This is a genomic window from Ramlibacter paludis (genome assembly GCF_022012305.1).
GTDB classification, from domain to species: domain Bacteria; phylum Pseudomonadota; class Gammaproteobacteria; order Burkholderiales; family Burkholderiaceae_C; genus Ramlibacter; species Ramlibacter paludis.
This window is the reverse complement of record NZ_JAKLTM010000001.1, coordinates 726398-740615: the sequence shown is the minus strand read 5'-3', so window position 1 is coordinate 740615 and position 14218 is coordinate 726398. Positions and strand designations below refer to the sequence as shown.

The window sequence follows — 14218 nt, the reverse complement described above, 5'->3', positions numbered from 1 at the left end:
AGGACCTGCTCACCACCGCGGGCGCTCTGAGCAGAGGTTGGTGTCGCGCACATTGAATCGGGTTCTGATCCCGATTCAAGCGCCGCTGCGACTTTGTGTGGACCGCAGTGTATACACCTTGCGGCAGTTACGGAAGCGGCGCTTGCAGCAGCTGCGCCGCCACCGCGACCGCGATCACCTCGGGCTGCTTGCCGGCGATGCCGGGGACGCCGATCGGGCAGGTGACCTGCGCCAGCTCCTGCTTGCGAAAGCCCCGTTCCTCCAGGCGATGGCGGAAGGTGGCCCACTTGGTCTTGCTGCCGATCAGCCCGACGTAAGGCAGGTCGCCGCGCTCGCGCAGGCGCTTCAGGCAGGCAGCCACCACGTCCAGGTCTTCGGCGTGGCTGAAACTCATGATGAGGACGCGCGAGTGCGGGGCGAGGTCGGCCACCGCGGCCTGCACCGGGTCGGAGTGCTCGCACTCGACGTTGGCGGGCACGTCGTCGGGGAAGATCTCGTCGCGGCTGTCGATCCAGGTCACGGCGAATGGCAGCGGCGCCAGCACCTTCACCAGCGCCTTGCCGACGTGGCCACCGCCGAAAAGCGCGACCGGCGCGCATCCGGCCGCGAAACGGCGCGCCAGCGCCGGCGCGTCGGCGGCGCCGACCTTCTCGAAACGCAGGTGCACCACCCCGCCGCAGCACTGCCCGAGGCTCGGACCGAGGGCATAGCGCAACACCGGCTCGCCGCTCGTCCCCGACAGGCGGCTGCGCGCCTGGGCGATCGCATCGAATTCCAGGTGCCCGCCGCCTATGGTTCCGTGCACGAAGTCAGTGAATACCAGCATCCACGCTCCGGCCTCGCGCGGCGCGGATCCCTGCGCCGAATCCACCGTGACCAGCACCGCGTCTTGCGACCCCAACCGCTGCGTGATTTCTTTGATGGCCGGCATGCTCTTTACTTTGCAACCAATGGCAAGGCCGTTGCGGCGCGGGCTTCCAAGGTCATCATTGGCGCACCGGGTTTAATCCACAGGCAGGACCCATGATGAAGCAATCCCTCTCCCCGCGCTACCTGGCCCCGGCAGCTTTGGCTACCGTGGCTGCCTTGCTCGCCGCATGCACGTCCTCGGTGCCGCTGCAGGACGCCAAGCCCGCAACGGTGGCGCCCGCCGCGCCGTCCTCCGCCGAAGCGCAGGTCGCGCCCCCGGCCGCCGCCATCGCTTCGCACCATGCGGGCACCTCCAACGCAAACAACCCCCGCGCCTACCGGGCCGACGCCGCGCAGCACATCTACGCGATGAACTCCGAGCGCATCTGGAAGGGCCGCCTGCCCCCGCTGCTGTACGCCATCGGCGTGCTGCAGGTGGAAGTGGACGGCAAGGGCGCCGTGCGCAACCTGAACTGGATGCGCGCGCCCAAGCACGCACCGGAAGTCATCGCCGAAATCGAGCGCACCGTGCGCGCCGCCGCGCCCTACCCCGTGCCCGCCAAGATGGGCAAGGTGGTCTACACGGACACCTGGCTGTGGCACAAGAGCGGCCGGTTCCAACTCGATACGCTGACCGAAGGCCAGGACTGAATCAGGGGCTAGGAGCTGGAGGCTAGGGCATAGGGAAGAACCGCGGTTTCGTCCCCTAGCCCCTAGCCTCCAGCCTCTAGCCCCTTTTGTTTTCACGAGCCCCGGTACGTCGAATAGCTCCACGGGCTCACCAGCAGCGGCACGTGGTAGTGCGCGCTGGCGTCGGCGATGCCGAAGTCCAGCGTGACCCGGTCCAGGAAGGGCGGATCGGGCAGCTGCACGCCGCGGGCGCGGAAGTACGGCGCCACGTCGAACACCAGCCGGTAAGTCCCCTTCTTCAGGCTCGCGTTGTCGAACAGCGGCCCTTCCGGGTTGCGGCCATCCCCATCGAGCACGAAGCTTTTCACCAGCTTCGCCTGCCCGCCCTCCATCGCATGGAGCTCCACCGCCATGCCGCCCGCCGGCGTTCCGTGCATGGTGTCGAGGACGTGCGTGCTGAGGCCCATGGGCGATCTCCTGAAGATTGTGGACCAGAGTGTATACACTTTTGGCGCTTGCGGCTATCATGCGCGCCATGGAGCCCACCCCCACCCGTGTCATCGCCGATGCGCTGACCCGCGCCATCGTCGAGCACAAGCTGCAGCCCGGCACCAAGCTGGCGGAACAGAAGCTGGCCGACCACTTCGGCGTCTCGCGCACGCTGGTGCGCCAGGCCTTGTTCCAGCTCGCGCAGAACCGGCTGGTGACGATGGAGAAGGCGCGCGGCGCCTTCGTGGCCGCGCCCACCGTGGAGGAAGCGCGCCAGGTCTTCCAGGTGCGCCGCATGCTGGAAACCGAAATGGTGCGGCAGTTCGTGCGCAGCGTGACGCCCGCCAAGGTCAAGGCCTTGCGCGAGCACATCGCACAGGAGAAGACGGCCGTCGACAGCCGCGACTCCAAGCGCATCGAGCTGCTGGGCGACTTCCACGTGCGCATGGCGGAGCTCTCCGGCAACGAGGTGCTGGTCCGCATCCTGCGTGACCTGGTCTCGCACAGCTCGCTGATCACCCTCATGTACCAGCGCGACGCCGCCGCCGCGCATTCGCAGGAAGAGCACGTCGAGCTGGTGAAGGCCATCGCGGCCAAGGACGAGAAGCTCGCCGTGCGCCTGATGGAAGAACACCTGCTGCACGTGGAAGAGAGCCTGGCCTTCCACAAGCCGGCGCCCAGCAACGACATCGCACTGGCCCTCGCATGAGCATCACTTACGACTCCACCGCTTCCTACCCGCGCGACCTCGCCGGCTACGGCCGCAACCCGCCGCATGCACGCTGGCCGGGCAATGCCCGCATCGCGGTGCAGTTCGTCCTGAACTACGAGGAAGGCGGTGAGAACTGTGTCCTGCACGGCGACCCGGCGTCCGAGCAGTTCCTCTCCGAGATGTTCAATCCGCCGGCCTTTGCCGCGCGCCACCTGAGCATGGACGGCATCTACGAGTTCGGCTCGCGCGTCGGCGTCTGGCGCCTGCTCAAGGAATTCGAGAAGCGCGGGCTGCCGCTCACGATCTTCGGCGTCAGCACCGCGCTGCAGCGGCATCCGGAAGTGACCCAGGCTTTCCGCGAGCTGGGCCACGAGATCGCCTGCCACGGCCTGAAGTGGATCCACTACCAGGGCATGGACGAGGCGGCCGAGCGCGAGCACATGCGCCTGGCCATGGAGATCATCCAGCAGATGACCGGCGAACGTCCGCTCGGCTGGTACACCGGGCGCGACAGCCCCAACACGCGCAGGCTGGTCGTCGACTACGGCGGCTTCGACTACGACAGCGACTACTACGGCGACGAGCTGCCCTTCTGGATGAAGGTGCAGAAAAGCGATGGGCAGGTGGTGCCGCAGCTGATCGTGCCTTACACCCTGGACACCAACGACATGCGCTTCGCCCTGCCCCAGGGCTTCTCGCACGCCGATCCCTTCTTCGATTACCTGCGCGACAGCTTCGACGTGCTCTACGCCGAAGGCGACGAGGCGCCGAAGATGATGTCGATCGGCATGCACTGCCGCCTGCTTGGGCGGCCCGGGCGTTTCATCGCGCTGCAACGCTTCCTGGACCACATCGCGAAGCACGACCGCGTGTGGGTCTGCCGCCGCATCGACATCGCGCGGCACTGGAAGCAGGTCCACCCTTACACCGGAAACTGACATGGCGCTCACCATCGACCAGATCAACCGCGCCGGCGACACCGAGGCGGCGCGCCTGCTGGACGGCCTCTACGAACATTCGCCCTGGATCGCCGAAGCGGCACTGGCGCACCGGCCCTTCCGCTCGCTCAGTCACCTCAAGCAAACGATGGCCGACATCGTGCGGGCAGCCGGCCTGGACAAGCAGCGCGCGCTGATCCGCGCCCACCCCGAGCTGGCCGGCAAGGCCATGGTGAGCAAGACGCTCACCAGCGAGTCGACCAACGAGCAGGGCAAGGCAGGCCTCACCGATTGCTCGCCGGAGGAATTCGCGCGCATCCAGCAGCTCAACGCGGACTACAACGCGAAGTTCGGCTTTCCCTTCATCCTGGCCGTGCGCGGACCGCGCGGCACCGGCCTGAACCGGCAGCAGATCATCGAGACCTTCGCCCGGCGCCTGGACAACCATCCGGACTTCGAACGGGCCGAGGCACTGCGCAACATCCACCGCATCGTCGAACTGCGCCTGAACGACAAGTTCGGCGTCGAGCCGGCGCTCGGCAATCTCGTCTGGGACTGGGAAGAGCAGCTCGCCCGCCACAGCGATCCCGGCTACGCCGAACGCGGCCAGCTCACCGTGACCTATCTCACCGACGCGCACCGCGCGGCGGCGAAGCAGATCGCGGACGACATGCGCGAATGCGGCTTCGACGAGGTAAAGGTCGACGCCGTCGGCAACGTCGTCGGAACCTACCGCGGCACCGGCGCCAAGGCGCTGCTGACCGGCTCGCATTACGACACGGTGCGCAACGGCGGCAAGTACGACGGCCGCCTCGGCATCTTCACGCCCATGGCCTGCGTGCGTGCACTGGCGCAAGCCGGGCGCCGCCTGCCCTTCGGCATCGAGGTCGTGGCCTTCGCGGAAGAAGAAGGCCAGCGCTACAAGGCGACCTTCCTCGGCTCCGGCGCGCTCACCGGGCACTTCAATCCGGCCTGGCTGGAGCAGAAGGATGCCGACGGCGTGAGCATGCGCGACGCGATGCGCAATGCGGGACTGCCGGGGACCTTGGATGCGATCAAGACCCTGAAGCGCGACGCCAAGGACTACCTCGGCTTCGTCGAAGTCCACATCGAGCAGGGCCCGGTGCTCAACGAGCTCGACCTGCCGCTGGGCATCGTCACTTCCATCAACGGCGGCGTGCGCTACCTGTGCGAAGTGGTCGGCATGGCCAGCCACGCCGGCACCACGCCGATGAACCGCCGGCGCGATGCAGCCGTGGCGGTCGCCGAACTGGCGCTGTTCGTCGAGCAGCGTGCCACGCGCGATGGCGATTCGGTCGGCACCATCGGCATCCTGAACGTGCCCAACGGCTCCACCAACGTGGTGCCGGGCCGCTGCCAGTTCACGCTGGACCTGCGCGCGCCCACCGATGCGCAGCGCGACGCCATGGTGGCGGACGTGCTGGCGAAGCTCAAGGAGATCTGCGAGCGCCGCGGCCTGCACCACACGGTGGAGGAAACCATGCGCGCCGCCGCCGCGCCCAGTGCGCCCGAGTGGCAGCAGCGCTGGGAGCGAGCGGTGGAATCGCTCGGCGTGCCGCTGTACCGCATGCCCAGCGGCGCCGGCCACGACGCCATGAAGCTGCACGAGATCATGCCGCAGGCGATGCTGTTCGTCCGCGGCGAGAACGCGGGCATCAGCCACAACCCCCTGGAGTCCAGCACCGCCGACGACATCGAGCTCGGCGTGCGGGCCTTCCAGCAGCTGCTGGAGCAGCTCGCCAAGGAAACCGAATGAACGACGACTACGCAAGGCTCGACGCCTGGATCGACGCCCACTTCGACGAGGAAGTTCGCTTCCTGCAGGAGCTGGTGCGCGTGCCCACCGACACGCCGCCCGGCAACAACGCGCCGCATGCGGAGCGCACCGCCGAACTGCTGCAGGGCTTCGGCTTCGCGGCGGAGAAGCATCCGGTGCCCGCCGCCGAGGTGAAGGCCTACGGCCTCGAATCGATCACGAACCTGATCGTGCGGCGCAAGTACGGGGAGGGCCGGACCATCGCCCTCAATGCGCACGGCGATGTGGTGCCGCCCGGCGAGGGCTGGACGCGCGACCCCTACGGCGGCGAGATCGTGGACGGCAGGATCTATGGCCGCGCCACCGCGGTCAGCAAGGGGGACTTCGCCAGCTTCACCTTCGCGGTGCGGGCGCTCGAGTCGCTGGGCGCGCAGTTGAAAGGCGGGGTGGAGCTGCACTTCACCTACGACGAGGAGTTCGGCGGCGAGATGGGCCCGGGCTGGCTGCTGAAGAACAAGCTGACGAAACCCGACCTGATGATCGCCGCGGGCTTCAGCTACGAAGTGGTCACCGCGCACAACGGCTGCCTGCAGATGGAAGTGACGGTGCACGGCAAGATGGCGCACGCGGCCATCCCCGACACCGGTGTCGATGCGCTGCAAGGCGCGGTGAAGATCCTGAATGCGCTGTATGCGCAGAACGCCGAATACCGCAAGGTCACGTCCAAGGTCGCGGGCATCAAGCATCCGTACCTGAACGTGGGCCGCATCGAAGGCGGGACCAACACCAACGTGGTGCCCGGCAAGGTCGTGTTCAAGCTCGACCGGCGCATGATCCCGGAAGAGAACCCGGTCGAAGTGGAAGCGGCGATCCGCAAGGTGATCGCCGACGCCGCGGCGCAGAGCCCGGGCATCTCGGTGGAGATCCGACGCATGCTGCTGGCGAATTCGCTCAAGCCGAATGCCGGCAACCAGCCGCTGGTGCAGGCGATCCAGAAACATGGCGAGGCGCTGTTCGGGCAGCCCATCCCGGCGATGGGCACGCCGCTCTACACCGACGTCCGGCTGTACGGCGAGGCGGGCATTCCGGGCGTGATCTACGGCGCGGGACCGCGCACGGTGCTGGAGTCGCATGCCAAGCGCGCGGACGAGCGGCTGGAGCTGGAGGACTTGCGCAAGGCGACCAAGGTGGTGGCACGCACCTTGCTCGACTTGCTTTCGTGAACGGCGATTACATCCGCCCCGGTCAAAGCTGATTCAAGCGCCCGAGACGGCGCCGAACGGGTAAGCCTGTATACGCATCGACCGCTAACGTGTATACAGTTTAGTGCACGATCCGACCACCAAGGAGCAGCGCATGGACCATCCCGACTGGACCGCCAAGGGCTACAGCCCCGGCCTCACCAATGAAGACCTGGCGCCCACCACGCCAGCCCAGCGCACCTGGGGCGCCTTCAGCATCTTCAACGTCTGGACCTCGGACGTGCACAGCCTGTGGGGCTACTTTCTGGCCGCCAGCCTGTTCCTGCTGTGCGGCAGCTTCCTCAACTTCCTGATCGCCATCGGCATCGGCTCGCTGGTGATCTTCGGCCTGATGCAGCTGGTGGGCCTGGCCGGCGCCCGCACCGGCGTGCCTTACCCGGTGCTCGCGCGTGCCTCCTTCGGCGTCTGGGGCGCCAACTTCCCGGCCGTCATCCGCGCCATCGTGGCCTGCTTCTGGTACGGCGCGCAGACCGCCGCCGCCTCCGGCGCCATCGTGGCGCTGCTGACGCGCTCGGACGGGATCATGGAATTCCACAAGAACGTGCACTTCCTCGGGCACTCGGGGCTGGAGGTGATCTGCTACGTGGTCGTCTGGGCGCTGCAGCTGCTGATCATCCAGCGCGGCATGGAAACGGTGCGCAAGTTCCAGGACTGGGCCGGTCCCGGCGTCTGGCTCGCCATGCTGGTGCTCGCCATCGGCCTGTGCGTCAAGGCGGGCGGCTTCGAGTTCTCCAGCACCATCCCGCACGACGTGCTGCTGGAGAAGACCAAGGACGCCGGCGTGCCCGGCACGCCCGGCTCGCTCACCTCGCTGATGGCGGTGGCCGCGGTCTGGATCACGTACTTCGCCGCGCTGTACCTGAACTTCTGCGACTTCACCCGCTACGCCAAGGATGAAAAGGCCGTGCGCGTCGGCAACCTCTGGGGCCTGCCAGTCAACCTGCTGCTGTTCTCGCTGGTCGCGGGCGTCACGACCCTGGCCGCCTACAAGGTCTACGGCGAGGTGCTGATCCACCCCGACCAGATCTCGGCCAAGTTCGACAGCTGGCTGCTGGCCGCCCTGGCCGCCCTCACCTTCTGCGTGGCCACGCTGGGCATCAACGTGGTGGCCAACTTCGTCTCGGCGGCCTTCGACATCTCCAACACCTTCCCGCGCCAGATCAGCTTCAACAAGGGCGGCTACATCGCCGCCGCCATCGCGCTGGTGCTGTATCCCTTCGCGCCGTGGGAAGGCAGCGCGGCCGGCTTCGTCGGCGCCATCGGCTCCACCATGGGGCCGCTGTTCGGGATCATCATGGTCGACTACTACCTGATCGCCAAGGGCAAGGTGCACGTCGACGAGCTCTATCGCGAACACGGCCGCTACCGCTACCAGGGCGGCTGGCACGTGAAGGCGCTGGTCGCCGCCGGCGTCGGCATCCTGTTCTCGACCCTGCTGCCCAACTTCACCCACCTGCTGCCCACGTGGTGGGGCCTCTACGGCTGGTTCTTCGGCGTGGCCATCGGCGGCGCCAGCTACTGGGCGCTGCGCATGCTGCCCGAAGTGCAATCGGAAATGACGCGGAGCGCCTGAGATGCGAGACAAGGGTGGGGTCGCCGGCGCGAACCCACCCTGCGAAAGTCACGCAAGCACGGCGAACCGTTGGACACAAGGCTCCGGAGGGCGGAGGCCCCGCGCCAGTAGAATCCGCCACCGATGGAATTCCTGAACTCGCTCTACCCGGACGTCAAATGGCTGCTGGTGGCGGCGGCGCTGGCCCTGCTGGCGGGACTCGTCAGCGGCACCCAGCGCAACGAAAGGCGCTACCTTGCGATTTTCACCGTCCTCATGGCCGTCGCCGGCGTGCGCTACCACCAGCACAACGTGCAGGACCAGGCCGAGCACGCGCAGCGCACCGACGCGGCCGTCAACCGCATGAAGGCCGGCGGGGCGCGCGCCCCTAGTCGTTGAAGCGGATTCCGGCGGTCACCGGCCCGGGTGCACCCGGCTCGGCGATCGCGCTGCAGTTGTTTTCCTGCGCCTCACCGGCAAACGCACGCCGCACGAATCGCAGTTCGTCCTCGAACGCGGCATTCACGATGCCGTTGTGCGTGATGCCTGCATAGGTCTTCCACAACACCGGATTGCCCGCGGCGCACAGCGCGACGGCGGCTGCGTACTGGCGCCGCGGCGGGATCGTGCGGTCGGCCAGGCCCGTGCCCAGGAACAGCGGCGCCGGCATGCGCACCATGGTCATCTCGCTCGAGCGCGTCAGCAGCGCGGCCAGCTTGTCCGGCGCCAGCGTGAACGCATTGCCCGCGTTCAGGCCGTGCTGCTGTTCGTAGCCGCGCATGTCGTCGACGCAGGTCTCGCGCGCCATCTTCAGCACCGGCTGCGCCTGCGGCGTCACCAGCGATTCGGCGCTCGGCCCGCCATCGGGAATGGCGCCGCCCACCAGGCGCAGCATCTGGAAGCGCACCGGGCCACTGGGGCTGGGCGCGGCTTCGGGCGCGCTGTACGGCCCTTGCGGGAACGAGGGCGCGACGCCGGTGGCGATCGTGGCGCGCAGCTTCAGCTCCGGCGCATAGGCAGCGGCAATGCGGCTCGCGCCGATCGAGGAGCTGGAGCCCTGCGACTGCCCGGTGATCACCAGCTGGTTGGCGATGCGGCCCGGGTTCGCAGCCAGGGCCGCGCGTGCCGAGTCGAGGATCGACCGGCCCTCCGCCTCCCAGAACAGGTAGGGATGCGGGCCGGGACCGCCCAGGCCCTGGTAGTCGGTCGCGACCACGGCAAAGCCCTGCTCCAGCCAGCGGTTCATGTAGGTGGCGTCGCGCGGGCGCGGCATGGTCCACGAAGGTGCGCAGGCATCGGCCACGCCCAGCGTCCCGTGTGCCCACGCCACCAGCGGCCAGCCGCCGGGCGGCGGCTCGCCCTTGGGCAGGTAGAGCGCGCCGCTCACGGGCAGCACGCCGGAATTCCAGCGGGCATCGGTCGAGGTGTAGAGGATGCGCTGCTGCGTGCCGGCGGCGCCGAACTCCGGCTGCGGCGGCATAGTCTCGGTGCGCAGCATCACGCCGGGCCGCGCCGGCAGCGCCGCGGTCCAGGCGTAGAAGGGCGACAGCACGCGGTCGCCGGCGGCGGCGCCTGTCGGCAGCATGCCCGTGCGAGGAGTCGTGGCGCAGGCGGCCAGCAACGCGGCCGCGGCAAGGGAAGCGATGACGGTTTTCATGAGGTTCCTGCGCGGCGCGCGATGAAGTCCAGCACCAGCCGGTTGAATTCCTCCGGCTTCTCGAAATAAGCCGAGTGGCCGGCGTCGGCGACGACGGCCAGTTCGCTGTCGCGAACCAGTTGCGCCACTTCGCGCATCACCGCCACCGGCACGATCGGGTCTTCGCTGCCCACCAGCAGCAGGGTCGGGCATGCGACCTTGCGCAAGGCGTCCATCGGAATCAGGCGGCCGGGCTGCAGCAGCGCCATGAGCGCCGCGCCCCATTGCGCCGCCGGAATGGAATGCGCGCTCGGGTTGAAGTGGTTGATCTGCGCATACAGGGCCGCCTTGTCCGGGTGCCGCTCCAGGAACCACCGGCCCAGCGAGCGCTGCTCCACGCTCACCGCGCGCTGCGAGATCTGGCGCTTCGCGATCGTCTCCAGCAGCACCGGATGGTCGATCGCCAGGGAGCTGTCGACGGCGGCAAAGGCCGCGACACGCTGCGGCGCGGCCAGCGCCAGCTGCAGGCCGATCATGCCGCCCAGCGACTGGCCGACGATGGCGACGCGCTGGATTTCCTCGCGATCGAGGACCGCCAGCGCGTCGGCGGCGAAGTTCTCCAGCGTGAACTCTTCCACCGGCGCGACCGAACGGCCGAAGCAGCGGATGTCCATCGTGATGCAGGTGTGGCGCGCGCCGAACGCCGGCAGCTGCTGCCACCAGGTCGCGGCATTGGAACCGGCGCCATGCAGGAACAGCACCGGCGGGCCCTCGCCCTGGCGCTCGCAGTAGATGCGCCGGCCGCGCGATTCGACGAAGGGCATCTCAGTTCGCCTTCAGGTTGAGGGCCTTCACCAGCTGGCCCCAGCGCTCGGTGTCGCTGCGCACCAGTTGCGCATACTGCTCCGGCGTGGTCGACATCGAGATGAGGCCTTCGAACTCCAGCTGCTTGAGCAGCGCGGGATCCTTCAGCGCGGCTTCGAGCGCGGCGTGCAGCTTGCGCACCACCGGCGCCGGCGTGCCCTTGGGCGCGGAGAGGCCGACCCAGGAGCTGATGGTCAGCTGCCTGTAGCCCAGCTCGGCGAAGGTCGGCACGCTGGGGACGACGGGGCTGCGCTGCTCGCTGGAGACGGCCAGCACCTTGAGCTTGCCGGACTGGATGCTGCTCATGGCCGCATTGGGCGGGATCACGATCACCGACACCACCCCGGCCAGCACGTCCTGCAGCGCGGGTGCGCCGCCCTTGTACGGCACGTGGGTGAGCTGGATGCCGGCCGCGCGCTGCAGCTGCTCCATCACCAGGTGACCCGTGCTGCCGGCGCCGGAGCTCGCGTAGTTGATCTTGCCGGGCTCCTTCTTCGCCTGCGCCAGCAGGTCCTGGAAGCTCGCGATGCCGGCGTCGCTGCGCACCACCAGCCACTGCGCGCCGCCGCCGATGGCGCCCACGTGCTCGAAGTCCTTCACGATGTCGAAGGGCACGTTCTCGTACATGCCTTGCGCGATCGTGTTGAGCATGCCGGTCATGGTGAGCGTATAGCCGTCCGGCGCGGCGGCGGCGCCGGCCTGCGTGCCGACGATGTTGCCGGCGCTGGGCCGGTTGTCGACCACCACCGGCTGCTTGAGCGTCTGCGCCATGTGCTGCGCGAGCGGACGGATCACCCGGTCGTAAGGGCCGCCCGCCGGCGCGGGCACGATGATGCGGACGGGCCGCGTCGGGAAATCCTGGGCTTGCGCGTGCGCAACGGCAGCCAGGGCCACGCAGCCGGCGGCCAGCCAGCGGTAGAGGGATCGCATCTTGTCTCCTTGGTTTGCCCGCATCTTGGTCCGCCCAGCCATCGCCAACAAATTAATTCGGCCGGGGAGCCATTAGACTTTGCGATACCTTGCAGCACTCCGCCAGCGCCCTCCTGAACCGACTGCTTGCGCGCGGCAAATTCCGCCACGTGCAGGTGCTGCTGCAGCTGGCCGAGCTGGGCAGCGTGCAGCGCACCGCCGATGCCATCGGCATGACGCAGTCCTCGGTGACGCAGACCCTGGCCTACCTGGAGAACCTGCTCGAGGTGCGGCTGTTCGAACGGCACGCACGCGGCGTGCGGCCGACGCCGGCCTGCACCGACCTGCTGCCGGTGGCGCGCCAGCTGATGCTGGGCGTGGCGAACAGCGCGGACGTGGTCACGGCGCGGCAGAACCAGGGGGCGGGCGTCGTCCGCGTGCTGGGTTCTGCGTCGGCCCTCCACGGCCTTCTGCTGGACGCACTGCCGGCCTTCGCCGACGCGCATCCGGCCATCCAGGTGCGGCTGGACGAAGCCGAGGGCGAGGACCAGCTGCTGGCCATCACGCGCGGGGAAGTCGACCTCGTGGTGTGCCGGCGCCCGCCGGTGATCCCGGAAGGCTGGGCCTTCCATCCGCTGCGCGACGACCGCTTCATCGTCGTCTGCCGCAAGGGCCACGCCCTGTCACGGCGCCGCGCCATCAAGTGGGCCGACCTGGCGGCAGCCACCTGGGTGCTGCTGCCGGCAGGCGTTGCGGCGCGGGCCCGCTTCGACGCCGTGAGCGCGCAGTTTCCGCAGGCGCCGCGCAGCTACCCGGTAGTGACGCGCTCCTTGCCCATGCTGTGGCGGCTGCTGCGCCAGCGCGACGTGCTGGCGCTCGTGCCGCTGAACCTGGCGCGGCCGCTGATCGCCGAAGGCGAACTGGTGGAGCTGCGCGTGGGCGAAGCGATGGTGATCGAACCGATCGGGATCCTGCAGCCGAAGGCCGCCCTCGGTGAGGCGGCCCGCCGGCTCGGCGACTTCCTGCGCAAGTTCGCGGCCTAGCGCCGCAGCTTGGCGAAGTCGCGATCGAGACTGGACGAGGCCGTCGCCAGCTTTTCCTTGGCCCCAAGCACCCAAGCGGTGTCCTGCTGCAGTTGCTGGCGTTGCGCCGCCAGCATGCGCGCCACTTCGGCCGGCTGCGGGCCACCGGTTCCCTTGCTGGCACGCACCATGTTCTCGGCGGTCAACGCGGTGCGGAAGGCCGCCTCGTCCAGCGGCAGCGTGCCGCTCGCGCCGGATTCGCGCGCGGACTCGGCATAGATCCGCTGCGCGTCGGCATAAGGAATCTGCACCGGCCGCAGGTTCTTCGAACGGCCGAAGGTCACCAGGTTGGAGGCGAAGTGATGCCCGACGCGGAACGGCACGTCGGCGACGCGCTGCAGCGTGTCGGCGAGTTCGGTGGTGGTCGAGTAGTCGGCATTGACCTCGTCGAGCGCCCGCGCGGGGTCGAAACGCAGCGCGCCCAGGATGCCGGTGGCCTGGTTCAGCACGCGCGTGGCCAGGCGCAGCGTGGGGTCGGGCTCGGTGATCTTGTAGTCGGTCATGCCCGCCTGCACGTTGTGCGCGCGCAGGGCGTAGGTCTGCGCGCTGCCGATCACTTCGCTGGCGAGGCTGCGCGTGTAGACGATGGAAGACGGGTTGCGCTTCTGCGGCATGATGCTGCTCACGCCCGTCTGCGCGCCCTCGGTGAGGATGAACCAGGGCTTGGTCTGGCCGTACTGGGCGGTGACGTCGGCCAGCAGCATGCCGACCGTCAGTGCGACGGAGCTGGCGGTGGCACCCGTCTCCATGCGCATGTCCACCGGCGCGATCTGGATCGCGTCCAGCGAGTTCTCCAGCACGCCGTCGAAACCGAGCAGCGCCGCCAGCCGCGCGCGGTTCACCGGGAAGCTCGAAGTGCCGAGCGCCGCGGAGCCCAACGGGGACCGGTTCAGGCGCCCCCACAGCTGGCGCAGGCGTTCACCATCGCGCGCAAGTGCCTGGCTGTAGGCGGCAATGTAGTGGCCATAGGTGATGGGTTGCGCCTGTACGCCCCAGGTGTAGGCCGGCAGGATCGCATCGGGATTGGCCTGCGCCATCTTCAGCAGCGCATCGCGGTAGGCGTTGAGCGCGGTGAAGAAGTCCAGCACGTCGCCGCGCAGGAAAAGGCGCTCCGAGGTGGCGGCCAGGTCCTGCCGGCTGCGGCCGGAATGCACGCGCGTCACATCCGGGCCGCCGACGGCGATCAGGTCCTTCTCCACCACCAGGTAATCGCCCGAGCGCCGCGCGCCGGGCTTGTCGCCGTCGGCGATCACCTGCGTGATGGAACGCGCGATCGTGTCGCCGAGCGCCGGCGGCACGATGCCCTGCTCGACCACCATCACGGCCGAGGCCTTGTTCATCTCGTTGAGCCAGTAGAACTGATCCTGCGGCGCGGCGAAGGCGGAGGCCGCGACCATGCACGCGGCGGCGAGGAGGGCTTTGCGGAATTTCATGGCGGCACGTTACCACCGACGGACG

14 protein-coding genes are annotated in these 14218 nt (G+C 68.6%); 8 read left to right on the top strand and 6 right to left on the bottom strand.

What is annotated here, in order from left to right:
* Positions 1-127: 127 nt before the first annotated feature.
* A complete protein-coding gene (xdhC, locus tag LZ009_RS03880; protein ID WP_275696551.1) occupies positions 128-931 on the bottom strand; it encodes a xanthine dehydrogenase accessory protein XdhC in 804 nt (267 codons plus the stop codon).
* 95 nt (positions 932-1026) lie between these two features.
* On the opposite strand from xdhC, the gene LZ009_RS03875 reads away from it, so the two are divergent.
* The gene (locus LZ009_RS03875; protein WP_275696550.1) at positions 1027-1560 is read left to right on the top strand and encodes a hypothetical protein; all 534 of its coding nucleotides are present in this window, start codon (positions 1027-1029) and stop codon (positions 1558-1560) included.
* A 92-nt stretch (positions 1561-1652) separates the two neighbouring features.
* On the opposite strand, the gene uraH is transcribed toward LZ009_RS03875, so the two are convergent.
* On the bottom strand, positions 1653-2006 hold the full coding sequence (gene uraH, locus LZ009_RS03870; protein ID WP_275696549.1) for a hydroxyisourate hydrolase: 354 nt from the start codon (positions 2004-2006) through the stop codon (positions 1653-1655).
* A gap of 59 nt (positions 2007-2065) precedes the next feature.
* On the opposite strand from uraH, the gene LZ009_RS03865 reads away from it, so the two are divergent.
* The 6 genes from LZ009_RS03865 to LZ009_RS03840 all read left to right on the top strand — a co-directional run bounded on the left by LZ009_RS03865 (position 2066) and on the right by LZ009_RS03840 (position 8668).
* A complete protein-coding gene (locus tag LZ009_RS03865; protein WP_275696548.1) occupies positions 2066-2737 on the top strand; it encodes a GntR family transcriptional regulator in 672 nt (223 codons plus the stop codon).
* Entirely contained in the window at positions 2734-3678 is a 945-nt protein-coding gene (gene puuE, locus LZ009_RS03860) for an allantoinase PuuE (protein ID WP_275696547.1), read from the top strand. The genes LZ009_RS03865 and puuE overlap by 4 nt, the downstream gene beginning before the upstream one ends.
* Before the next feature lies 1 nt (position 3679).
* Positions 3680-5455 (top strand): 2-oxo-4-hydroxy-4-carboxy-5-ureidoimidazoline decarboxylase, encoded by a 1776-nt coding sequence (gene uraD / locus LZ009_RS03855; RefSeq protein WP_275696546.1) that lies wholly within the window; start codon positions 3680-3682, stop codon positions 5453-5455.
* Entirely contained in the window at positions 5452-6678 is a 1227-nt protein-coding gene (locus LZ009_RS03850; protein WP_275696545.1) for a M20 family metallopeptidase, read from the top strand. The genes uraD and LZ009_RS03850 overlap by 4 nt, the downstream gene beginning before the upstream one ends.
* Positions 6679-6811: 133 nt before the next feature.
* Complete coding sequence (locus LZ009_RS03845; protein WP_275696544.1) at positions 6812-8290, top strand: NCS1 family nucleobase:cation symporter-1; 1479 nt, start codon at positions 6812-6814, stop codon at positions 8288-8290.
* A gap of 123 nt (positions 8291-8413) precedes the next feature.
* Positions 8414-8668 (top strand): hypothetical protein, encoded by a 255-nt coding sequence (locus LZ009_RS03840; RefSeq protein ID WP_275696543.1) that lies wholly within the window; start codon positions 8414-8416, stop codon positions 8666-8668.
* On the opposite strand, the gene LZ009_RS03835 is transcribed toward LZ009_RS03840, so the two are convergent.
* Genes LZ009_RS03835 through LZ009_RS03825 form a run of 3 tightly spaced genes read right to left on the bottom strand, consistent with a single transcriptional unit; the run spans position 8658 to position 11699 of the window.
* Positions 8658-9926, bottom strand: a complete 1269-nt coding sequence (locus tag LZ009_RS03835; RefSeq protein ID WP_275696542.1) for a lipase family protein — start codon at positions 9924-9926, stop codon at positions 8658-8660. The genes LZ009_RS03840 and LZ009_RS03835 overlap by 11 nt on opposite strands.
* Entirely contained in the window at positions 9923-10729 is an 807-nt protein-coding gene (locus tag LZ009_RS03830; RefSeq protein WP_275696541.1) for an alpha/beta fold hydrolase, read from the bottom strand. The genes LZ009_RS03835 and LZ009_RS03830 overlap by 4 nt, the downstream gene beginning before the upstream one ends.
* Position 10730: 1 nt before the next feature.
* Positions 10731-11699, bottom strand: a complete 969-nt coding sequence (locus LZ009_RS03825; RefSeq protein WP_275696540.1) for a Bug family tripartite tricarboxylate transporter substrate binding protein — start codon at positions 11697-11699, stop codon at positions 10731-10733.
* Between the two features lie 89 nt (positions 11700-11788).
* Here LZ009_RS03825 and LZ009_RS03820 point away from each other — a divergent pair, with 89 nt between their 5' ends.
* Entirely contained in the window at positions 11789-12721 is a 933-nt protein-coding gene (locus LZ009_RS03820; RefSeq protein ID WP_275696539.1) for a LysR family transcriptional regulator, read from the top strand.
* On the opposite strand, the gene LZ009_RS03815 is transcribed toward LZ009_RS03820, so the two are convergent.
* Entirely contained in the window at positions 12718-14193 is a 1476-nt protein-coding gene (locus LZ009_RS03815; protein ID WP_275696538.1) for a lyase family protein, read from the bottom strand. The genes LZ009_RS03820 and LZ009_RS03815 overlap by 4 nt on opposite strands.
* Positions 14194-14218: the final 25 nt, after the last annotated feature.